This window comes from Erwinia sp. L03-1 (assembly GCF_058686115.1).
On record NZ_CM178762.1, the window covers coordinates 1,150,194 to 1,173,365 of the forward strand.

At 55.5% G+C, this 23,172-nt stretch carries 17 protein-coding genes and 1 pseudogene; 10 read left to right on the forward strand and 8 right to left on the reverse strand.

The features are described from left to right. Positions 1 to 2 precede the first annotated feature (2 nt). Complete coding sequence (locus tag AC4PCC_RS05330; protein ID WP_492126649.1) at positions 3 to 143, reverse strand: hypothetical protein; 141 nt, start codon at positions 141 to 143, stop codon at positions 3 to 5. Between the two features lie 328 nt (positions 144 to 471). On the opposite strand from AC4PCC_RS05330, the pseudogene AC4PCC_RS05335 reads away from it, so the two are divergent. Continuing rightward, positions 472 to 694, forward strand: a pseudogene (locus tag AC4PCC_RS05335) (hypothetical protein). A 170-nt stretch (positions 695 to 864) separates the two neighbouring features. Here AC4PCC_RS05335 and purN read toward each other — a convergent pair. After that, positions 865 to 1,509, reverse strand: a complete 645-nt coding sequence (purN, locus tag AC4PCC_RS05340; protein WP_492126650.1) for a phosphoribosylglycinamide formyltransferase — start codon at positions 1,507 to 1,509, stop codon at positions 865 to 867. Further along, entirely contained in the window at positions 1,506 to 2,546 is a 1,041-nt protein-coding gene (gene purM / locus AC4PCC_RS05345; protein WP_345828539.1) for a phosphoribosylformylglycinamidine cyclo-ligase, read from the reverse strand. Before purM ends, purN begins: the two co-directional genes overlap by 4 nt. A 242-nt stretch (positions 2,547 to 2,788) precedes the next feature. Between purM and upp the strand changes: the two genes are divergently transcribed. The 3 genes from upp to hda all read left to right on the forward strand — a co-directional run bounded on the left by upp (position 2,789) and on the right by hda (position 5,565). Next, a complete protein-coding gene (gene upp / locus AC4PCC_RS05350; RefSeq protein ID WP_067708070.1) occupies positions 2,789 to 3,415 on the forward strand; it encodes a uracil phosphoribosyltransferase in 627 nt (208 codons plus the stop codon). 75 nt (positions 3,416 to 3,490) lie between these two features. Beyond that, positions 3,491 to 4,774: a uracil permease gene (gene uraA / locus AC4PCC_RS05355; RefSeq protein WP_067708073.1), complete on the forward strand. Its 1,284-nt coding sequence runs from the start codon at positions 3,491 to 3,493 to the stop codon at positions 4,772 to 4,774. An 83-nt stretch (positions 4,775 to 4,857) separates the two neighbouring features. Further along, a complete protein-coding gene (hda, locus tag AC4PCC_RS05360; RefSeq protein ID WP_067708076.1) occupies positions 4,858 to 5,565 on the forward strand; it encodes a DnaA inactivator Hda in 708 nt (235 codons plus the stop codon). Between the two features lie 20 nt (positions 5,566 to 5,585). On the opposite strand, the gene AC4PCC_RS05365 is transcribed toward hda, so the two are convergent. The 3 genes from AC4PCC_RS05365 to bepA all read right to left on the reverse strand — a co-directional run bounded on the left by AC4PCC_RS05365 (position 5,586) and on the right by bepA (position 14,466). Further along, positions 5,586 to 11,546, reverse strand: a complete 5,961-nt coding sequence (locus AC4PCC_RS05365; RefSeq protein ID WP_492126651.1) for an autotransporter outer membrane beta-barrel domain-containing protein — start codon at positions 11,544 to 11,546, stop codon at positions 5,586 to 5,588. A 662-nt stretch (positions 11,547 to 12,208) separates the two neighbouring features. Continuing rightward, the gene (locus tag AC4PCC_RS05370) at positions 12,209 to 12,772 is read right to left on the reverse strand and encodes an Ail/Lom family outer membrane beta-barrel protein (RefSeq protein WP_492126652.1); all 564 of its coding nucleotides are present in this window, start codon (positions 12,770 to 12,772) and stop codon (positions 12,209 to 12,211) included. A 233-nt stretch (positions 12,773 to 13,005) separates the two neighbouring features. Beyond that, positions 13,006 to 14,466 (reverse strand): beta-barrel assembly-enhancing protease, encoded by a 1,461-nt coding sequence (gene bepA / locus AC4PCC_RS05375; protein WP_492126653.1) that lies wholly within the window; start codon positions 14,464 to 14,466, stop codon positions 13,006 to 13,008. A gap of 822 nt (positions 14,467 to 15,288) precedes the next feature. Between bepA and AC4PCC_RS05380 the strand changes: the two genes are divergently transcribed. From AC4PCC_RS05380 to AC4PCC_RS05390, 3 genes are all read left to right on the forward strand, one after another. After that, complete coding sequence (locus AC4PCC_RS05380; RefSeq protein WP_067708090.1) at positions 15,289 to 15,894, forward strand: DsrE family protein; 606 nt, start codon at positions 15,289 to 15,291, stop codon at positions 15,892 to 15,894. 248 nt (positions 15,895 to 16,142) lie between these two features. Further along, positions 16,143 to 17,729, forward strand: a complete 1,587-nt coding sequence (locus AC4PCC_RS05385) for a sensor domain-containing diguanylate cyclase (RefSeq protein WP_492126654.1) — start codon at positions 16,143 to 16,145, stop codon at positions 17,727 to 17,729. A gap of 80 nt (positions 17,730 to 17,809) precedes the next feature. Continuing rightward, the gene (locus AC4PCC_RS05390) at positions 17,810 to 18,883 is read left to right on the forward strand and encodes an AI-2E family transporter (protein WP_067708096.1); all 1,074 of its coding nucleotides are present in this window, start codon (positions 17,810 to 17,812) and stop codon (positions 18,881 to 18,883) included. A 161-nt stretch (positions 18,884 to 19,044) separates the two neighbouring features. Here the strand turns inward: AC4PCC_RS05390 and bcp are convergent, their stop codons facing one another. Continuing rightward, positions 19,045 to 19,512 (reverse strand): thioredoxin-dependent thiol peroxidase, encoded by a 468-nt coding sequence (gene bcp / locus AC4PCC_RS05395; RefSeq protein ID WP_067708099.1) that lies wholly within the window; start codon positions 19,510 to 19,512, stop codon positions 19,045 to 19,047. After that, positions 19,490 to 20,083 (reverse strand): glycine cleavage system transcriptional repressor, encoded by a 594-nt coding sequence (locus AC4PCC_RS05400; protein WP_067708102.1) that lies wholly within the window; start codon positions 20,081 to 20,083, stop codon positions 19,490 to 19,492. The genes bcp and AC4PCC_RS05400 overlap by 23 nt, the downstream gene beginning before the upstream one ends. A gap of 157 nt (positions 20,084 to 20,240) precedes the next feature. Between AC4PCC_RS05400 and dapA the strand changes: the two genes are divergently transcribed. From dapA to purC, 3 genes are all read left to right on the forward strand, one after another. Further along, entirely contained in the window at positions 20,241 to 21,119 is an 879-nt protein-coding gene (gene dapA / locus AC4PCC_RS05405; RefSeq protein ID WP_492126655.1) for a 4-hydroxy-tetrahydrodipicolinate synthase, read from the forward strand. 15 nt (positions 21,120 to 21,134) lie between these two features. Beyond that, entirely contained in the window at positions 21,135 to 22,169 is a 1,035-nt protein-coding gene (gene bamC / locus AC4PCC_RS05410; protein ID WP_492126656.1) for an outer membrane protein assembly factor BamC, read from the forward strand. A gap of 137 nt (positions 22,170 to 22,306) precedes the next feature. Next, on the forward strand, positions 22,307 to 23,020 hold the full coding sequence (gene purC, locus AC4PCC_RS05415; protein WP_067708113.1) for a phosphoribosylaminoimidazolesuccinocarboxamide synthase: 714 nt from the start codon (positions 22,307 to 22,309) through the stop codon (positions 23,018 to 23,020). The last annotated feature ends 152 nt before the right edge of the window (positions 23,021 to 23,172 follow it).

Genomic DNA, 23,172 nt, shown 5'->3' on the forward strand with positions numbered 1-23,172 from the left:
CTTTATTCCCGTCCATACCGTAAACCGTTAGCTGCCAGCGCGCGTCCGGGCGGGTTGGTAAAGGTCACCAGCTTCCCCGCTGTTACGTAGCGCTGCGCCAGCTGCGCAACGTGCGTTTTATTGCTGCGGTCGCAGAACGCCAAAACATGGGACTTTCCATCCGGCAGGCTATGGCCGTTCTCTGTCCTCAGTTCGGCATTCGCGACCGCCTGGGCGGGGGGCTTATCAGCCAGTCAGCTGGCCAGTCAGGATGACAGCAGCAGAATTTATTCTAGTAACAATATTCACCGTAAAGGGGCCAGATTATTCCGGCCTTTTTTATTTAAATCAACAATCCCCCTGTTACCAAATTTTCAGGCTGTACAAAAATTGACGATAAGTTGACTAAGGGTAGTTTAATTCCACTGCGAAAGCAGCAGGTTAGCCAGCCTGTTTCGCGCTGGCTCTCTCTTTAAAATGGCGTTTAAAACTATGGCTATTCCAGCTTCTTTATGGCTCAAAGACGACGGCGGCGCGGATATTCGCGGCTCTGTCGACGTTGCGGGCCGTGATGGCAGGCGTGACGGTCGTCAGCGTGGGGCCGATTGTGTATGACGTCAAATCTCAGTACGGGGAAAAGCGGAACCACCTGGAAGTGGTGGAGCTGATTTACGAAAAAATCACATGGCGTTCTGGATACGCTCAACGCCCTTGACGCCAGGACATGGCCCCATATGATTGGGACGGATATCGTCTGTGGTGTTCCGGCTGAGCGGGCTTTCCTCAGGTTCCATCCCCATCGATTTCCCGTGTTAATTCTCCTTAGTCGCTGAACCCCCTCAGCCGCTTTCGCTCGTCTTCAGCTCGCACAATACCCCTACTTGCTCAGACGCTATCCCAGGCATATCCCTCTGGCGGCAGCGGTTTGCCGTCCAGCCAGGCGGCCTCATCCTTCATCGCCAGTCGTCCGGCAGCAAACCAGCTCACCACTAGCGGATAGATGGCGTGCTCCTGATGCTGTACGCGGGCGCACACATCCTCTTCGCTGTCGTCGGGGAATACCGGCACTTTCGCCTGAAGAATAACCGGGCCGCCATCCAGCTCACGGGTCACAAAATGCACCGAGGTGCCGTGTTCGCTATCGCCGTTTTCGAGCGCCTGGCGATGAGTATGCAAACCGGGATATTTCGGCAACAGGGAGGGGTGGATATTTAGCATACGACCGGCATAGCGATCGACAAAGGCCGACGTGAGGATGCGCATATAACCGGCCAGAATTACCAGGTCGGGCGCATACGCATCCACTTCCTGCATAAGCTGTGCATCAAACGCCTCGCGATCGCCAAACTGAGACGCAGCAAGCGCATGGGCCGGAATACCTGCCGCGCGGGCGCGCGACAGGCCATAAGCCTCTGACTTATTGCTGAAGACGGCGGCCACGCTGCCGCTGATTCGCCCCTGCTGGCAGGCATCAATAATGGCCTGCAGATTGCTTCCCTCACCGGAAACCAGCACCACCAGCCGCATCATGCGTTGATGACCACACGCTCGTCGGAATCGGACGCCTTAATCACGCCAATTTTCCACGCCTTCTCGCCCGCGTCGGTCATCAGCTGTACCGCTTTATCCGCCTCTTCAGCACTCAGCGCGATCAGCATGCCGACGCCGCAGTTAAAGGTGCGATACATCTCAAAGCGGCTGACGTTGCCTGCTTTCTGCATCCAGCCGAACACCGCAGGCCATTCCCAGCTTGACTCGGCGAGCACCGCCTGGGTGTTGTCCGGCAGCACGCGGGGAATATTTTCCCAGAAGCCGCCGCCGGTCAGGTGGGCGATAGCATGAACGTCAACCTGCTCGATCAGGCTGAGGATATTTTTGACATAGATGCGGGTAGGGGCCAGCAGGTGATCGGCCAGCGATTTACCCTCAAGCTGGGTCTGTTGTGCATCGGTATTGCTGACTTCAAGGATTTTACGCACCAGCGAATAGCCGTTGGAGTGCGGGCCGCTGGAGCCGAGTGCAATCAGCACGTCGCCATCGCTGACCTTGCTGCCGTCAATAATTTCTGACTTTTCCACCACGCCGACGCAGAACCCGGCGACGTCATAATCTTCACCGTGATACATCCCCGGCATTTCGGCCGTTTCGCCGCCAACCAGCGCACAGCCGGATTGTGAACAGCCCTCGGCAATGCCGGTTATCACGCTGGCCGCGGTATCCACATCCAGCTTACCGGTGGCGTAGTAGTCCAGGAAGAACAGTGGCTCGGCGCCCTGTACCACCAGGTCGTTGACGCACATCGCCACCAGGTCGATACCGATGGTATCGTGACGCTTCAGGTCCATCGCCAGGCGCAGCTTGGTGCCCACGCCGTCAGTGCCGGAAACCAGAATCGGTTCGCGGTATTTTTGCGGCAGCGCACAGAGGGCACCAAAGCCGCCCAGCCCACCCATGACTTCCGGGCGACGCGTCTTTTTCACAACGCCTTTGATACGATCGACTAAAGCATTGCCCGCGTCGATATCTACGCCGGCGTCTTTATAGCTGAGAGAGGTTTTGTCGGTCACTGCGAAGTCCCCACGCGGTTTGCGGTTGGTGGTATTGAAAATAGAGCGCGGCAATTCTAACAGCGCAGGCAAACGTTTGCGAGCGCCTTCTTACCACGCGTTGTGCTGGGTCAGGTGTCAGATTATGATGACGGAAGTGCGCGGATACGGCAGAAGTTGCATTAAGTCATAGAGCATGGTGAGAAAATAGCGCTATAATCTCGCGATTTTTTTTTGCAGCTTAACACTCCGGGAGTAGAACAATGAAAATCGTGGAAGTCACACACCCGCTGGTCAAACATAAACTGGGTCTGATGCGTGAACATGACGTTAGCACCAAGCGTTTTCGTGAGCTCGCGTCGGAAGTGGGAAGCCTGCTGACCTATGAAGCCACCGCCGATTTAGAAACCGAAAAGGTCACCATCGAAGGCTGGAATGGCCCGGTAGAAATTGACCAGATTAAAGGCAAAAAAATCACCGTGGTGCCCATTCTGCGTGCCGGTCTGGGCATGATGGAAGGCGTACTGGAGCACGTACCGAGCGCGCGCATCAGCGTGGTCGGCGTTTATCGCGATGAGACGACGCTGGAACCGGTGCCTTACTTCCAGAAGCTGGTCTCTAATATTGAAGAGCGTATGGCGCTGGTCGTTGACCCGATGCTGGCCACCGGCGGATCGATGATCGCCACCATCGACCTGCTGAAAAACGCAGGCTGCACCAGCATTAAGGTGCTGGTACTGGTGGCTGCCCCGGAAGGTATCGCGGCGCTGGAGAAGGCGCATCCGGATGTTGAACTCTATACCGCGTCGGTGGATCAGGGGCTGAACGATAAGGGATATATCATTCCCGGGCTCGGGGACGCCGGCGATAAGATCTTCGGTACTAAATAAGTACGCCGCTATTAAACGCTAAGCCGACCGCAGAGTCGGCTTTTTATTGGGTATAATTAAAGAAAGGGTAAAGATATGACGCGTCGCGCAATTGGCGTTAGCGAGCGGCCACCGCTGCTGCAAACTATTCCTCTCAGCTTTCAGCATCTTTTTGCCATGTTCGGTGCAACGGTACTGGTGCCGATCCTGTTTCATATTAATCCGGCCACCGTGCTGCTGTTTAACGGCATCGGTACGCTGCTGTATCTGTTTATCTGTAAAGGCAAAATCCCGGCCTACCTCGGTTCCAGCTTCGCTTTTATCTCGCCGGTGCTGCTGCTGCTGCCGTTAGGGTATGAGGTCGCGCTGGGCGGGTTTATTCTCTGCGGCGTGCTGTTCTGCCTGGTGGCGCTGGTGGTGAAAAAGGCCGGAACGGGCTGGCTGGACGTGATGTTCCCCCCGGCGGCGATGGGCGCCATTGTGGCGGTAATTGGGCTGGAGCTGGCGGGCGTCGCGGCTAATATGGCGGGGCTGTTACCGGCCAGCGGCGCAGCGGTTGACGATAAAAGCATTATTATTTCGCTGGTTACGCTGGCGGTGACGGTGTTGGGCTCGGTGCTGTTCCGCGGCTTCCTGGCGATTATCCCGATCCTTATCGGGGTGCTGGTGGGCTACGGGCTTGCCGGGGCAATGGGTGTCGTTAACTGGGCACCGGTTGAGGCGGCACCCTGGTTTGCGCTACCTACCTTTTATACCCCGCGTTTTGAATGGTTTGCCATGCTGACGATTTTGCCCGCCGCGCTGGTGGTTATCGCCGAGCATATTGGCCATCTGGTGGTGACCGCAAATATCGTTAAAAAAGACCTGCTGAAAGATCCGGGCCTGCATCGTTCCCTGTTTGCTAACGGCATATCCACGGTGTTTTCCGGCTTCTTCGGCTCCACACCCAATACCACCTATGGAGAAAATATCGGCGTCATGGCGATAACCCGCGTCTACAGTACCTGGGTGATTGGCGGTGCGGCGATTCTGGCGATATTGCTCTCCTGCGTGGGTAAGCTGGCGGCGGCGATTCAGGCGGTGCCGGTACCGGTGATGGGCGGCGTCTCGCTGCTGCTGTACGGCGTGATTGCCACCTCCGGGATCCGCGTACTGATTGAGTCGAAGGTGGACTATAACAAAGCACAGAACCTGATCCTGACGTCCGTTATTCTGATCATCGGCGTTAGCGGGGCCACCGTGCATATTGGGGCGGCGGAGCTAAAGGGAATGGCGCTGGCCACGCTGGTGGGTATTCTGCTGAGCCTCATCTTTAAAGCGATCGACCTGGTACGTCCACAGGAGATCATTCTCGATCCCGAGGATAGCGACGATCGCTGATCCTGGCGCAACGGCGGCCTGCGTTTATTATCCCTGCGAAGGTGTGATAAACTTCCGCCGGATTTTGCCCGATCAATACTGAGGTGCTTCTGAACACTCCGGCACAGCTCTCTCTGCCACTCTATCTGCCCGATGACGAAACGTTCGCCAGCTTCTGGCCGGGTGAAAATCCGTCGCTGATCGCTGCGCTGCAAAGCGCACTGCATCAGCAGCATGGCAGCTATTTCTATTTCTGGTCGCGCGAAGGGGGAGGGCGCAGTCATCTGCTGCACGCCGCCTGTGCCGAGCTTTCCGATCGCGGTGAGGCCGTCGGCTACGTGCCGCTGGATAAGCGTACCTGGTTTGTTCCGGAAGTACTGGACGGGATGGAGCAGCTGTCGCTGATTTGCATTGATAATATTGAATGCATTGCCGGGGACGAGCTCTGGGAGATGGCGATATTTGATCTCTACAATCGCATTCTTGAAACCGGGCGAACCCGCCTGCTGATCACTGGCGATCGTCCGCCGCGTCAGCTGAATTTAAAGCTGGCCGATCTCGCCTCCAGGCTGGACTGGGGGCAGATCTATCGGCTTCAGCCACTCTGTGACGAAGACAAACTTCAGGCGCTCCAGCTGCGCGCCAGACTTCGTGGGTTTGAACTGCCCGAGGACGTCGGGCGGTTTTTATTGAAAAGGCTCGACAGAGAGATGCGCACCCTGTTTGTCACTCTCGATAAGCTCGATCGTGCCTCAATCAGTGCCCAGCGCAAGCTAACGATTCCCTTCGTTAAGGAGGCGCTGGATCTCTGAGAGCCCGTGATACTAACGACTCAGAATGACCAGCGAAGGCCCGCATTGTAACGCCAGCCTTTCGCGCCGCTGCCGTCGATCTCCTTACGGTAATCGGCTTCGGCATAGAGCGATACATCGTTTTTAAAGGTGGTGGTGCCACCGATGCCTGCGTCCCACATCTGACCAAACTTGCCGCTGTTAAAGTTCTGGCTGGCATCACTCTCCGTCGAACCAACCTTCACCTTCGCCGTGCCGCCCCAGCCACGATAGTAGTCGGTGCGCAGGTAAGGCGTGTACTGCCGCTGACTGTCATCTTCCCAGGTACGATCCAGCCTGGCCCCCACGCGACCGATGGTTTGATCGTAAGTATCCCAGGAGACGCGGGTACGATCGCTGTCGGTGAGACTGTCCATTTTAAGACGCAGATAAGTCAGCTGCGCCTGCGGTTCAAGCCGCACGCCGTTAGCGAATTCAAACGGATAGCCTGACTCCAGCGAGGCCGTCCAGCCGTTACCCTTCGGTGAGGCGACCTTTTTCTCACGGGCGATATCCGTCTCCCCGCGATGCCAGTTCCACGCCAGCGAACCGTCCAGATAGAGGCCGTTATCACGCTGCCAGGTGCCGTACAGCGCCACGCTGTCGCTGTCGAAGGTGGTTGAGCTGTAGCCATCTGCCGCATGAGGCCGGATACGCGTATTGCCGCGCGTATAGGCCACGCCGCCGCGCAGGCTGTCATGCGCGCCGTCCATTTTCAGCAGGTTGCCGCCCAGCTGTACGGCGCTGTAGTCGAGGTCGACGTCGTAGCCATACTGGCTTAGCCCGCGATTGCTCTGGTAGGTGAGGTTTGAGCCGAGATAGCGGATAAACATCTCGCCGCCGAGGGCATCCGGGTTACGCTGCTGCTGACGCAGCTCGCCGAGGCGCTTATGCAGATCGTCGGTCACCGCCAGCTGGTAATAGGCCAGGCCAACGGGTGCCGAAATGTAAGAAGGCACCTGTGGGGTGACTGCCGGACGCGCCGCCACTTTGCCGTTACCGGGCTGAGGCTGGCACAGCGAGCCATCTTCACAGACATAGGTATTGGCGAGGCGGTAATCCCAGAAGGCGTTACCGTCGCCATTCACCTGGCGCTGGCTGGCATCGCTGCTGCCCGGCGCGAAGCTGTAGAGGCTGTACTGCCAGGGCCCCGACGCCACGTAGCCGCGCTGCAGTGCAAAACTTCCCGCGCTGGCGTTACCGGAAACCTGCGCCAGCGACACGCCCTCAGCAGGGTCGACGACCCCATTGCGGTTGGTGTCGGCCAGCGCGCCGCCCCTCAGGGTCTCGTCAATAAACGTCGTCCCGCTGACGTTACCGTTGACGCGCAGCGTGTCACTCTGCGTGGCATTTGAGTTGAGCCGCAGGCGGCCACCCGCCGAGGCCAGGTCACCGTCGATGGTCAGGGTATCGCCCACCGCCGTACCGCCGTTGGTCAGATCCAGCGTACCGGCGTTATTGACGATCAGTGAATCCCCGGTCGCCCCCTGGAGGACGGGGTTGACGTTATCCCCGGCGAACAGCGTCGAACCGCTGTCGATATTGATGGTACTGTGCGCCAGTTTGATATTGTCCGTTAAGTGCCACAGGGAGCGGAAGAAGTTCAGCGTGCTCCATCCCGCGCCGATGTTGGTACCCTTGCTGAGATTGTCCGCCGCGAAGGAGCCGCCGCGCGCCTCAATATCACTTAGGGTCAGGGTGCTGCCCGTCCCACCTGCCGTGGTGATATGCGCGGTGTTCGCCAGGCTGACCTTCTGCAGAACGGCCTGGTTATCGGTGCCGGTGCCCATGGTCAGGCTGCCGTTCAGCGTGCCGCCGGTCATGATCAGGGAGTCGGTGCCGTTGCCGGTATCGACATCCCCTACCACCTTACCGTCCAGCAGGGCAATCACATCATTGGTTGCCCCGCCTGCCACCACCACGGTGTCGGGGTTCGGTGCGGTAATGGTGCCTTCGTTGATAAACACCGTCTGGCCACCGCGCAGGTCAATGATCGGTGACGCCACGCTCTGGGAAGTGATAGATCCCTGATTAAGCACCTCACTGGCGGTGCTGGTGACAATCGCTGAGCCGCCGTTGCTGTCCGCAATGTTAATCGAGCCCTGGGATACAACCCGCCCGCTGGTATTGGCGCGCACGCCGGTACCGGTGCCGGTGACATCAATGGCGTAGCCGGGGCCGATCAGCAGATCGTTACTGGTGGTGGAGCCATCTTCACTGGCAAACAGATAGCCGGTACCGCTGCCGTTAACCATCACTGACGCGCTGCCATCCGCATCGAATGACCGTGAGGAGCGAATGCCGGTACCGCCCTGAACGTCGAGCCTGACGTTTTGCAGGGAGATATTCTCCGTTCCCGCGCGGTTGTGAAGGGCGCTGCCGCTTCCCGAGGCAGTCAGGATGATATCGTTAGCCTCAAGCCACTGCGCGCCGCTGTCCAGCAATAGCGCATCCGCCGCGCCGCCGGCCCCGATAAAGCTGGCACCCTGGCCGTCGCCGTAAATCTTCAGGGCGGCGCCGCTGCCAACGCGCAGCGCGGCGATGCCGTCATCCACCCGCAGCTCGCTATCCGTTGGCACAAAATAGCCATCCCCGGCGCTAATATCTACGCCGGTCCCCGAGGCCACATGGACGTAGCCACGGTTGATAAATGTACCGCCATCATGCGCGCGCACGCCGGTGCTGCTGGGACCGCTCAGATCGACCCTTCCCTGATACTGATTGAATATTCTGGAGGCACCGCTCACGTCCAGGGCGGTAATATTTGTGCCACCGCCATTAATCAGGGAGGCGGCATAGATATCGGCCTCATCGCCGCTGCTGCTCGCGCCCAGAGTATTATTGCCATTCAGCGTGATGGGGTTAGAGATGATTGCCTGGGCGCCCCAGCTGGCGCGTATGGCCGTGGCGCCCTCACCGTTAACGGCATAATTATCGGTGCGATAGGCATAAGTATTAGCACCAGACACATCCACACCGGTGCTGTTTGCGCCATTCAGCGCAACGTTAGCGGAGACCAGCGGATAGAGGTAAGCCCCATTGGTCGCGCGGTAGAGCGTCGACCCGTCGGTGCTGACGTTGATGCTGCCGCCGTTGCTGCTATAAATACTGCTGTCTGCGTCCTGCACCTGATAGGCGGTCTGGTTGGCGTCGTGAAACACCACATTACTTTCTGACCCAAGATTTATCCTGGCGCCGTTAAAAGCGTTTGCGCCAACAACATTGTTGCCATACAGATTGATGGTGCCGTTCTGGTCAATACGGCCCAGCGAGTTGTAGGCGATGGCGCCGTAGGTGGGTGACATCACCTGGCTTGTCCCGCCGATGACGTTTAGCGTTCCGGTATTGGTGATGATCGTTGGCGTGGTGCCGTCGCCAACGTAGGGGTAACCGTCGGCATAAAGCCCGATACCACTGCGGGTCACGCTGATGTCGCCGCTGTTCGTTACGTTAGCGCCATAGCGCGCAATAATCCCGTTGCTGGATTCACCCGCTAAATTGATATTGCCCGTGTTAACCAGCTGCGCCTGATTCAGCGCCAGCAGGCCAGTCGTCCCGCTATAAATACTGCTTATCGCAGCATGGATAGTCAGCGAGGTGGTGGCGTAAGGCTGGGCGGGCGGATTGGTGGCCTTCATTGACAGATCGTGTTTATCGCCGTCGGCCGTAGCCGCCACGGCATCAATGCCCGTCAGGTTGAACCGGGTTGCGGCATCAATCGTGCCCTGTGCACCCCCCTCAACCAGCACGCCAGTGCCGTATGGGCTGATATTGAGGATTGCGTTATGGGTGGCGATATCCGTCCCTGCACCGCTGCCGACAATGGCGGTTGAGCCGCCGCCGCTGGCGGTAAGCGTCAGGCCGGTGCCATCGAAATCGGCGCCGTCCTGATTACGGAACAGAGTAGAATACCTGCCGCTGCTGGCGTAATTAAGGTTAGCGGGCAGGTTAATTTTGGCATCCGGACCGATGGCGAGGAAGGCAATCTGATAGTCTCCGCCGGACAATTTCGGCACCGCCACAGGTGAGACGTTAACGGTGGCAGAGCCCTCTGCGCGGATACCGATGGCCGCATCGCCGTTCAGATTAATGGGCCCGGTGAGATCTGCATTGGCTCTGCCGGCCGGTATATTACCAAACTCTCCCGGTAAGCCCGTCACCCAGACGGCGGTGTTGCGCGTCCCGTTCCAGGCATCGGCATCGCCGTTAACATTTATCGTACCGGAGGAGTAGACGCTGGCCGTCCTTCCAGGTCGGGCAGTGACCTTAATGCCGGTGCTGTTATCGCCGTTCAGGTTGATGGTGCCGATATTACCAATCCGTCCGCCGCTGCCGGCGTCAATGGCCTGCATGGCGATATTTTCTGCGGGTTTGGACTGCGCACGCCCGTTTACATCGATTACGCCAGCGTTAAGCGCCAGGGTATCCGTTCCCCCATCAATGCGTATGCCGACGGCGTTCTGCACTTTGGATCCGATAACAATACGACCCTCGTTGACCGCTTCCCCGTCGTTAAAAGGGTCAATTGCGGCAACGGTTCCGGCCAGATTAACGGCGACATCGCTGGTGGCATCCGTTATCGCATTCTGCGGGGTGCGGCCAATATAAATGGTACCGCCCGCAGCGTTGATAAAGGAGCCGCCGAAGCCGTAATTCACCCCGGTCCCCCGGGTATTGCCGCTGTTATACACATCCGCTATACCGACGTTAATATTGCCATTATTGATCGCGCTCCCGTTGTCGAGCCCGATGGCCTTACTGCCCCAGCTGTTACCGAGGGCGAGGTTAATCACGCCGTTATTAGTAAACTGGCTGCCTTCATTCACGGCCACGGCCTTATCGGTATAGCCCAGCGTACTGGTATCCACCCCCGTGCCGTCGGCGTTGTTGAAGAAACCGCCGTTGATCACACCGTTATTGATCCCGGTGGCGCCGGTGTTCAGCTCCAGGCCACTGCTTTCCGCGAGTATCGGCCCGGTGGTGGCGAGTTTGCCGTCAATAATGGCGGTTGCACCATTGCTGGCGCGTACGGCAGCGGTGTGGCTGTCCTGCACCTCCAGGGTTTTACCGGCATTGATTTTCACACTGGCGTTGGGACCATCGGCGCGCATGACGACCTGATCGCCCAGCGGCTGCGTGATCTCATCCTTATAGTTTTTAATTCCCATGGCGTAGGTGACGGCAGAGTAACCGTACGAGAAGGCTTTATTGAATTCGGTATCATAGCTATTCGCCCGCAGGTTGCCGTTCGAAAGCTGATCGATTAGCCAGTTATTGTAATTTTTCAAATCGTCCAGGCTGTTAACGTTAAAGGTGCTGGTGCCGCCATCCAGCGCGGTGACGGTAAACATGCCGGCCCAGGTGACCACTTTCTCATCCTCCAGCGCCAGCGAATGTCCGTCGTAGGGCGTTGTGGCAGCGGTGAAGGCGATACGGTTGTCTGAATTCCAGTTGAGATGCCCCTGTCGGGTGGCGGAAAATAGCTGGCTCTGTTTTGCCGCCATCGACCAGCTATTGTTACTGGCGCTGGGCGCAGCACCGTGCTCGCCGATGTCTATGTTAAGCGTGCCGTTGCCAACCGACGCCACGCGCGCGTCGATATACTGCGCATCATTTACATCCACAAAGTCTTGCACGGACGTATTAAGACCGATGGGCGTCAAATCTCTGATGCCGTCACTGTCATAAACCGATACGGAGGTCCATTCGGCATCGGGATTATCGCGATCGGGAACGCCAACGCTGAGATTTTTATCACCCACGTCGATACGTTCCCTGCCAATTAAATTATCACTTTGAATGCGGCCGGCGCGCTGTAACTCATCCAGCGTGATGCTGACTTCGCCGCTAACACCCGGCGTAAAGCGCGGTAAACCGCTTAGCGTCTGCGTACTGCCGTCGCACAGGCAATAAGCGCCAACCTTATTATCGTTAAATTCAGGCGTGAAGGGTTTAAGTTCCACCGCGGAGGCATTTGATAAAGGGAATAACATACCTTGCGCAGCGATAAGGCTCAGAAGTACAGGATTTAATTTAAACAAAGTGTTTTCCTCCAGAGAGAAAAGACAAAGCCCACATGACGTTAAACGACATGTTTAAGGCATTTTTTTTGTAGAAATAACTATTTTCGTACGCGCAAAATTGCTTTTTGCTGAATGAAATAACATCACTTAGCTGCTGAAATGTCTATCGTCAGTTAATGCTCGCTATCGAGAAAAACGCTCTTTAGGAATAGCCTTATGATATTAAAGCTGAGACTGTAATATTTTTAAATAACTTTAAATATAATTATCAGTAATTTGAGTTGTTCAGATTGGAAAGTGTTTTTTCTTTAAATTATCTATTAAGGAGGAAGGGGGCTTGAGGCGATCTGGAGGTGAAAATAAATTACAGTGGTACGATAAATTAACTCTTTTGTCATCACTGGCACGATGTTATCGTGCGGCCAGAGACCGATTTAGCGCCACTGTAAAATAAAGAGAACATCAGGAGGGAGTAAAAAAAGTTTATTGCCGAAGTCAGCGAAGCGTGAAATGGGGTAACCCCCGGGATGGGTGTTACCCTCTTTTGTAGCCGCCCCTGCAATGTAACAGCGTATTCGATTATTAGCGGAGTGCCTGTCTCATCAGAAACGGTACCCCATTCCAACGTTTACACCATTAACTGAACGTTTTTGCGCTTCAACGCTCGTGCGTGAACCTTCATAGCCCGCATTAAGGGTAACGTGCTCCGTTACGTTAAAAATAACGCCGGCACCGTAGGCGAAGGCATTAGACCTGTCGGAAAAATTAATGCGTTCCGGATGGCCATAGTAGTCATAATCACGGGCGTTGCGCTCCATCGTACTGTGTGACATACCTGCCAGTGCATACAGGCTGATATAATCATTAAGACGCCAGGCCGGGCCGACCATCAAAGAATAATATTCCGCTTTAACATGATCGTTGGTTTTGATACCCATGAAGTTGCCTGATTCATCCTCGTCATTTTGTAACGCGGTAAACGAGGTGAGTAAACTCACCGGCGAGTCCCACTCATAGCGGTATTGTAGGTTAACGCCGGGCATATTCTTGAAGTTCTGCACTTTACTCTGCGCGTAACCGACCGAAATGCTGTGGCTATCTGCCACGGCGGTTGCACTCATAATAAGCCCGGCAATAAGGACGGTCAGCGCTGTCGTTTTTTTCATGCTTTCCACCATGAGTTATAAATAGAGGGGCATTAATCATGGCTACGCATCTTACCATCCGTAATTAAACGACATGTATATCACCGACATAAACGCCGTATTAATTTGTGATATTATCACTGAATTGATTATTTAATCATTAGGGTAATTTTATCCTGCCTGTGAGCGCAATTAATTAGCCATAGAAAGTCTGACGAAACAATCACGGTGGCTATCCGCGCAGCGCTCAATGCTTATGAGCGCTGATACTGGCGGAAACGCTGCTGGAGCATTCGCAGCTGATCGATACGGGCGTCATAGCGCGCCTGTTTAAGACTGCCCAGCGGTACAGCGGCGCTGGCGCTGCTGAGGCTGCGAATAGCCTGGTCCAACTGGCCGTTTAGCGCCAGGCTTTCCGCCCGTGCAGCCTGCTCTTCGTCCGTCAGCCCCTGATCGGCACAGGCCTGCGCCAGCAGATCCCAGCCGTTAGGATCGTCCTTATGCACCCAGGTATAGCGATAGAGGATCTTGCTGGCGGCGGCGGGCTGTTTTGCTTCCACATAGGCGTTAGCCAGATTGAGCTGAACCACCGGGTTGCTGCTGGCTGCATGTGCCGCCTGCAGCATCGCGATGGCCCGCTGCGGCTGCTTCAGGCCGATATCAATGTCGGTCATAATATCCAGATACCAGACGTTATCCGGCTGTTTTGCCAGCAGCGGGGCAATAATTTTCTGCGCGTTATCGAAGCTTTTGGCCTGCAAAAACTGCACCGCCTTGCCATAGCGTGCTGCCGTCTGCTCCCGGCTGTTGCCCTTGCTTAACGTGTCCAGCAGGTCGTCGCTCAGCTGATTACCGCCCCGTGAATACATGCCCAGCGTACGTACTTTAGCCATGTAAAAATCCTCGGAAGACTGTACCACCACCGGTTTCATCTGATTTGCCCGGTTGCGCGTATCGGTAAGCCGGCTGTCGGGTAGCGGGTGGGTCAGCAGAATTTCCGGGGGTTTAGTGGAAAAACGCGAGCGATCGGCCAGCTTTTGCAAAAAGTCCGGCATCGCTTCGGGATCGAATCCTGCGCGTTGCAGTACCTGGATCCCGATCCGATCGGCCTCCTGCTCATTCTGCTGGGTGAAGCTGATCATTCCCTGCTGCGATCCCGCCAGCGTGCCGCTGAGCGCCGCCATGCCTGCCTGCGGGCTGGCCATCGCCAGCAGAATAGATCCCAGCGCGCCCACCCAGGTCAGGGGAGCGTCACGCCGCTGCTGCTCCATTGCCCGCGCCAGATGGCGCTGGGTGACGTGGGAAATTTCATGCGCCATCACCGAGGCCAGCTGGCTCTCGTTGTCGGTGTAGCGAAAGAGGGCAGAGTGCAGCACCACGTTGCCGCCAAAAAAGGCGAAGGCGTTTATTTCATCGTTATCGACCAGAAAGAAGTGAAACGGGGTTTTCACCGACCAGGCATGGGCAACCAGCCGCTGTCCCAGCTGATTAATGTAATCATTCAGCAGCGGGTCATTGATCAAAGGCGTACTGCCGCGCAGCTGGCGAACGTAGAAATCGCCCATCGCCAGCTCCTGGTTAATCGACAGCGTACTGCCCGCCGTGGTCCCGATTTCCGGCAGGTTGTCGCTGATGTCGGCTAACGCAGGAACAGCGGTGGCTGAGAGTGATAGCAGTAACGACGCAATCGCGCATTGTTTAAAACGGTTTAGCATCCTGAATCTCATCGCAATGAAGATCGGCGTGGCCGGAAACGGATAGCATGCTTTGCGGCGACCATCCGGCAATCGTGACATCAATCTATAGTAAATGAAGGTGAAACGAGAAGGAAACGGCCAGCGGGAACAATAAAGTAAGCAAAATGTTCAAAATCCCCTATTTTGCATGGAAAAATTTGAACAGGTTGAGGCAGGTGGGCGTCGGATGCCGCCTGTGCCCCAGGCGCTAGCCTGTCATCCTCGGTAGGCCAGGGGTATCATCATCCCGACAGGGTAGTTTACCTGGTGTAAAGAGGGGAGAAAATGCGGGGTACGCGCGGAACGAAATTAAAGTTAGGTAAATTTATTCAATTAATTTGATGATGGCATGAAGTTTGATTAGGTAAAGTCTGAAAAGCTTTCGCCGGACAGGTCTTTGCTGGCATCAAAATGTTAAGTAAATCTACTGATTATTTTGCTGGGTCTTAAATTTATCGATCCAGCACGTTATTATAAAAAAAGGAAAACAGATCCGTTTATTTCCATTCTACCCTTCTCGGTTCACTGATATTCGCGAAGTCATTACCAGAGTCCGATACCTGCGCTCATTTTACAGGCGGGACGGCTATTTTTAATGTCTGCGCTGAAACTAGTTATTTTATAAGTAATGACGACGCATCAGGTGTTTCATCCTGTAACCAGCGGCAAATTCGTAGAATAAACCACTGCAAACATTCCGTTATTGCTGTGGTATATCTCTTTTACGGCAGAGGTTTTGCGAATTCCTGCTTATTTTATTTATCAGCCGTTTGGCTCCTTGTCCTGAGTGGAGAGCATTTCATGCGTCCAGTAGTATCCTATGTTTTAATCGCCGTCGTTGCGGGTTTTGTTGGTGCCAGTTTTTCTCAGGCGCCTGAAATAGCGTCGAAAATTAGCGAGCGCTTTAGCAGCGAGCCAGCCGATCCCGCCGGATTCTGGACCACGCCGACGGTCGATGGGTATGGGAAAATTCATTACGAATCTGACGCGGCGTATAAACCTGCGGTAGGTGACAGCAATAAGGTCGTTTTTCAAATCACCAAAGCTGAAAATGGCCCTAACGATCCGAACCTGGGGCTGCAACGCGTTGCGCGCGTGGTCAATCTCTATGTCGCTTCCGGCGTGCCGACGGACAAGCTGAAGTTTGTGGTGTCGGTCACCGGAGACGGTACCCCCGCGATGCTGAATAACGCGCACTACAAAAAGATGTTCGGTATTGATAACCCAAATCTCAAGCTAATTAGCGAGCTGCGGGCCAGCGGCGTTGACGTATCCGTATGCGACCAGTCCGTTGCGTTCCACCACTTCCAGCGCGACTGGATCGATAAATCTGTCACCCACGCGCTCTCCAGCCCGACGACCGTTTCCACGCTGGAAAACCAGGGTTACGCTTTCCTCGCCATGTAATCTCGCGGTCTCACTCTCTCCGGCGGGTCACCGACCCGCCTCGTTCCCTCTGACATAGCTGCCGCACTATAAACGAACCTGCAAAACAGGGAAGTTTATTGCCGTGGTAAAGCTTTCAAATATTCCCAAAAAGCACGAAACCTGTACAATCAGCGCCGTGCTTTACCAGGGCATAACGCAAATTCCAGACAAACGCGCACAGATAATAATAAGGCGCTTGATATGAAACGTCTCGTTGAGGTGGGTCTATGTTGAGGCTGAGTCGGCCAAAAACGGACCTGCGTACGCTTATTACGCTTTTAGCCATCACCAGCATCGTCATTACGCTGGCCAATTCGCTGTATGCCACCTGGCGCGTACAGCGAGAAGTGCTGATCAATAATACGCTGGAGTCTAACCGCGTCTACGCCACCAAGCTGGCCTCCACGACCGAAATGTTCTTTCAGCTGGCCCAGTCCCAGCTTGCCTATAGTGCAAAAATACTGGGCGCGGAAAAGGAGAGCGACGCGGTGCTTCAGCATGAGGTCGAGCGCCTTCGGCAGCAGACTAACAGCTTTAACTCCGTGGCAATCGTCGATGCCAGCGGCTGGGTCCGGGCCATCTCACCGGAGTCGCTGATGCTGAAGGGTATGCATCTGAAAACGGCGGCCACCGAGCAGGCGCTTTCAGAGCGCAGGCCCCTGATATCACGCCCGAGCATTTCGGCGGCCAATAATCTGATGGTCTTCGTCTCCTGGCCGATCCGGGCGAAAAATGGACGCTACCTCGGCTTTGTCGGCGGCACTATTTACCTGAAGAAAAAAAGCATTCTCAATGCGCTATTGGGTGAGCAATTTTACCGTGACGGATCGTCGCTGTATGTGGTCGATGATGATAACCGCGTGTTGTATCATCAGAATGGCAGGCTTATCGGGCAGAAAATCCCACCGTTAATCAGCGATTTGCAGCAAAAAGCCAACGGGAACGGTTCCGGTCAGGTTACCCCACCTGGCGGTACGCCGATGCTGGCCGGTTACGCGACCGTGCCGACTGCGGGCTGGACTATCGTCGCGATGAAGCCGACGCAGGCCACGCTCGCGCCACTCAGCAGCCTGCTGCTGAAAGTGTTGCAGCATTCGGTGCCCTTTGCCTTACTGACGCTGGTGTGTGCCTGGATTCTGGCGCGGCTGATCGCCCTGCCTTTATGGCAGCTCGCGCGCAAGGCCAGCCAGATGGATGCGCAGGGCGTATCCGGCGAGATAAAAGATATTCGCTCCTGGTACTATGAAGCCTCGCAGATCAAACGTGCCTTACTCGCCGGTATCGGCATGCTGCAGGAAAAAATTGGCCGCCTGAAATTTGAAGTGCAAACCGATCCCCTGACGTCCTTGCTCAATCGCCGTGGCCTGAATGCGGTACTGGAGTATTTTCTCGCCACGCGCCAGCCTTTTGCGGTACTGGCTTTAGATATAGATAATTTCAAGCGGGTTAATGATACCTGGGGTCACGACGTGGGTGATGACGTGATCAGAACGGTGGCCCGGCAGCTGGTTAGCAGCTCAAGGCAGACCGATGTTATTTGTCGCAGCGGCGGCGAGGAGTTCTTAATGATCCTGCCCGGGACCGATCGCGAAATGGCGGCGGCCATTGCCGAACGCGTACGGCAGAAAAATGAGCAGCAGAGGCTGGAAACCGTTGGCAGCATCTCCATTTCGATTGGGGTGGCGCTATGGTCAGCGGACGATATGCCGATGGAGCGAACGTTTAAGCAGGCGGATGACGCGCTCTATCAGGCGAAAAATGCCGGGCGCAACTGCGTGATAATCAGCCAATCCTGCGGGATGGCTGCGCCATAAGCGCCGCTGTCCTGCCACGCGACAGCGGCAGCCCGTTTCAGGTACACTCCCGCCACTTTTAGTACGCAAGGATTTACGCCATGCTCGACCTGTTAATACAGTGGTATCGCCGCCGTTTCAGCGATCCCCAGGCTATCGCGCTGCTGGCGATTTTGATTGCCGCCTTCTGCATTTTGTTTTTCTTTAACGGCCTGCTGGCACCGCTGCTGGTGGCGCTGGTGGTGGCCTATCTGCTTGAGTGGCCGACCGTGCGCCTGGAACGTATGGGTTGTTCACGCACCTGGGCGGCCAGCATCGTGCTGGTAATTTTTGCCTCGATCCTGCTGGTGCTGGTACTGATCGTTGCACCGGTGGCCTGGCAGCAGGGCATTAACCTGGCCCACGAGCTGCCCACGATGCTGACCGGGCTGTACCGTTTTGCCACCCGCCTGCCGGAGCGTTTTCCTACGCTAATGGACGTTGGCATTGTTGATATCGTAGTGGAGAACCTGCGCAGCCGGCTTAGCGGGATGGGCGATCAGCTGGTGAAATATTCACTTGCCTCGCTGGTCGGTTTGATGACCCTGGCGATTTATCTGGTGCTGGTGCCGCTAATGGTTTTCTTTCTGCTAAAGGATAAAGCGCAGATGCTGGCCGCCATCGGTCGTGTCCTGCCGCGCAATCGCGGGCTGGCGGGTCAGGTGTGGGTGGAGATGAACCAGCAGGTATCAAACTATATTCGTGGCAAGGTGCTGGAGATGGTGGTGGTCGGGATCGCCACCTGGATTGGTTTCCTGGCTATTGGCATGAACTATGCCCTGCTGCTGGCGGTGCTGGTGGGGTTTTCCGTATTAATCCCCTACGTGGGGGCGCTTGCCGTTACCCTTCCGGTGATTGGCGTGGGCCTGGCGCAGTGGGGGCTGAGCGGGGATTTCTGGACCATGATCATCGTCTACCTGATTATTCAGGCGCTGGACGGCAATATTCTGGTACCCGTGCTGTTTTCGGAAGCGGTCAACCTTCATCCGCTGGTGATTATCCTCTCCGTGGTGATTTTTGGCGGACTGTGGGGATTCTGGGGCGTCTTCTTCGCCATCCCGCTGGCTACGCTGGTTAAGGCGGTCGTCCACGCCTGGCCTGAAGAGCATCATCATGAGAAGCGGCGATTGCCGTAGCGGTATTCAGCGCGATGTGAAAAGCAGCGTCTGCCGTGGCTGCCATTGATCGCGACAGATAACGTGCGGCCGTAGCAGTGATTGATCATGGCAGAAGGGCGAAGCGTTTCGCCCTTCTGTTTTACCCTCTGCGTCCGGCGATAAGCTCGCCCTTCAACAGGTCAGACTGCTTTCAGGTAGTCCATCACGATATCGTGATGATTAGCGGTCTTAAAATCATCAAACACTTTCTCAACCCTGCCGTCGGTACCGATCAGAAAGCTAATACGGTGGATCCCGTCGTAGGTTTTACCCATAAAGGTTTTTTCGCCCCAGATGCCAAACTGTTCGCAAACCTCGTGATGCTCATCGGAAAGCAGGGTGAAATTCAGCAGCTCTTTTTCAACAAAGCGCGACAGCTTTTCCGGTTTATCGGTGCTGATCCCTAACACGTCGACGCCCGCTTTTTTCAGCTCGTCCATACTGTCTCGCAGGCCACACGCCTGGACAGTACAGCCCGGCGTCATCGCTTTGGGATAGAAATAAACCAAAACGCGCTGCCCCTGGAAGTCGGTCAAATTTACCTGTTCGCCATCCTGATCGGGCAAGCTAAATTTCGGCGCAAGGTCACCGGCTTTCAGTGGATTCATCGTTACTCTCCATTTTCTCTTCGTGCTGTGGATATTTGACCACGCTAATAGTGCCCTGCGCATCCAGTTCTGTACATAGCTTGTTAAAAGCCTGCTCAATGAATGTGGCATCCTGATGAGCCGGGCTATGTGCCGTCAGCTGAATGTAGAGCAGGGGAGGCTGATTCTCCTCCGCTGGCTGCGTGCGCGAGACCAGCTCAGCAATGTTCATCTGATGGGAATAGAACAGATCGGTGAAGCGTTCAATAATGTGAGCGGAATCGATCACCTCAACCTGCACCCAAACCGTGGTGGGCATCGGTGGTCGTGCGCGAAACGTCGTGCGTTTCATCACGATCAGCAGCTCAAGTTCGGCCCCTTTCAGCGGCAGCGTTGACTCAATCAGCGTGATCGCGTTCCAGCTGCCGGAGAGCAGCATAATAAAGGTGAATTCTTCACCCAGCATGGCCAGGCGGCTGTCTTCGATATTGCAGCCGCAGCTGCTAACATGGCGGGTAATAGTGTTTACTATTCCCGGTCGGTCAACGCCAACGGCGGTAATAGCCAGATGATGAAGCTGAGACTGCGGCAAAATGATGCTTCCTGTCCGTCTTGATAATTAGCAATTGTGATAACAGTAAGGTAAACATAAAAAATACCCTCTGCCAAGGGGCCTGGCGGCTTGTCTGCTTGCTTTTCAATAGCGGTCAAACGTACCATGAAGCACTTGTTTATGGAGGGGATGGCTAATGTTTACGGGAAGTATTGTTGCACTCGTTACGCCGATGGATGATAAAGGGCATGTCTGCCGCGCGAGTCTGAAAAAACTGATTGATTATCACGTCGCCAGCGGAACCTCGGCAATTGTTTCGGTGGGTACCACCGGTGAATCCGCCACGCTCAGCCATGAAGAACATGGCGATGTCGTGATGATGACGCTGGAACTGGCCGATGGGCGTATTCCGGTGATCGCCGGAACCGGTGCTAATGCCACGGCAGAGGGCATATCACTGACGAAACGTTTCGAGAACAGCGGCGTGGTTGGCTGCCTGACCGTCACCCCCTACTACAATCGTCCCACTCAGGAAGGGCTTTATCAGCATTTCAAAGCCATTGCTGAAAGCACCGATCTGCCGCAGATGCTCTACAACGTTCCTTCCCGTACCGGCTGTGACATGCTGCCCGAAACCGTGGGTCGACTGGCGAAAATCGAAAATATTATCGGAATCAAGGAAGCCACCGGGAACTTATCGCGGGTTAGTCAGATCCAAGAGCTGGTTGAAGATGATTTCGTCCTTGTCAGCGGCGATGATGTCACCGCCCTCGATTTTATGCAGTTAGGCGGGCAGGGCGTTATCTCCGTTACGGCAAATATTGCCGCTCGTGAAATGGCTGCACTGTGCGAACTCGCAAAAGCGGGTAATTTTAAAGAAGCGCGACGCCTTAATCAGCGACTGATGCATCTGCACCAGAAGCTATTTATTGAGCCTAATCCTGTTCCGGTCAAATGGGCAGCGAAAAAGTTAGGATTAATTGCAACCGACACGTTGCGTCTACCGATGACGCCGATGACTGATGCCGGTCGTCCGGTTGTTGAGCAGGCGCTGAAAAACGCGGGTCTGCTTTAAATTTATGGAGAAGTAATGGCTTACTCAGTACAAAAAACTTTGGTCGCAAAAGTCGTTGGCCTGTCACTGGTCATGCTGCTGGCAGCCTGCTCAAGCGATCAGCGTTATAAGCGCCAGGTCAGCGGTGATGAATCCTATCTGAAAGCGGCGGATATCAGCGATCTGCACGCCCCGGCCGGGATGATCCTTCCGTTGCAAAACGGTGACTACGACATCCCGCCAGTCAGCAGTAAAGGCGCAGTCGGTAAGGCCCTGGACATTCGCCCACCGGCGCAGCCTCTGGCGCTGATTAACGGCGCGCGCACCCAGTTTGCCGGTAACTCCGGCGTGCTGATGCTGGATAACACCCGCAGCGGTGCGCTGTGGCCACAGGTGGTTGATGTGGTACAGGCCCGGAACTACCCGATTGCCAGCCGCACCGACGCCAGCCAGACGCTAACGACCGACTGGGTTCAGTGGAACCGTGCGGATGAAGACCATCAGTACCGTGGCCGCTACCAGATCAGCGTACAGCAGCAGGGCTACCAGCAGGCGTTAACCGTTAAGCTGCTTGAGCTACAGCAGGAAAACAAAGGCGTTAACTCGCCGGTTCAGCAGCAGCGCTACACCGCGCAGATGCTGAACGAGCTGAGCATGGGGCTGGATAAAATCGAAACCCTTCGCGATGATGCCGCCGCAAAACGCAGCACTACGCAGATCGACGTTCAGAGCGGGGCTGACGATACCGGCCTGCCTGACCTTATCGTCCGTGCACCGTTCAATACCGTCTGGGAACGTCTGCCCGCCGCGCTTGAGCGCGTTGGCATGAAGGTAACCGACAAAAATCACTCTCAGGGCAGCCTGAAAGTGACCTACAAAACGCCTGACAGCGAGACCTGGGATCAGCTGGGCGCGAAAGATCCGGGCCTGACCAGTGGCGACTATAAGCTACAGGTCGGCGATCTGGATAACCGCAGCAGCCTGCAGTTCCTCGATCCGAAAGGGCATACGCTAACCCAGTCGCAAAATGATGCGCTGGTCCCGGTCTTCCAGGCCGCGTTTAGCAAGTAAAAGCATCAGGCCGGATACGTCCGGCCTTTTTTATTTGCGGCTGCGTAAACGATTGCTTCGATTTTTTCGCCGCAGATAATAGAATAGTGACCGGTAATTTCTGTTCAATCCCGAATTAACGCCTGGAGTTATACAAGATGAAAAAACTGGCTGAGTTGTATCGCGGCAAAGCGAAGACCGTCTACAGCACCGAAAACCCGGATCTGTTGGTTCTCGAATTCCGCAACGATACGTCAGCACTGGACGGTGAACGTATTGAGCAGTTTGACCGTAAAGGAATGATTAATAATAAATTTAATTATTTCATTATGAGCAAATTGCAGGAAGCCGGGATCCCAACCCAGATGGAAGCGCTGCTTTCAGACAATGAAGCGCTGGTAAAAAAGCTGGATATGGTGCCGGTAGAGTGCGTAATGCGTAACCGTGCGGCAGGCTCGCTGGTTAAACGTCTGGGCGTGGAGGAAGGGCTGGTCCTCAACCCACCGCTGTTCGATCTGTTTCTGAAGGACGATGCGAAGCACGATCCGATGGTGAATGAGTCCTACTGCGAAACCTTCGGCTGGGTGAATAAAGAGAACCTCGCGCGCATGCGTGAGCTGACCTACCGCGCCAATGAGGTGCTGAGCAAACTCTTTGCGGATGCCGGTCTGATCCTCGTGGACTTCAAGCTGGAGTTTGGCCTGTTCAAGGGTGAAGTCGTACTGGGTGATGAGTTCTCACCGGACGGCGCGCGTCTGTGGGACAAAGAGACGCTGAACAAAATGGACAAAGATCGCTACCGTCAAAGCCTGGGCGGGTTGATTGAGGCGTACGAAGAAGTCGCTAACCGCCTTGGCGTGAAGCTGGACTGACAGCAGTCGCCAGAAGTCCGGGCTAATGCTGGACTGGCAGTAGTCGCCAGAAGTCCGGCTAAAGCTGGACTGGCAGTAGTCGTCTGTCATCCGCGCAGCGCCATATTCCGCAGTGCGCGGCAGCGGTTAGCCTCCGGACTGGTGTTCGCCCG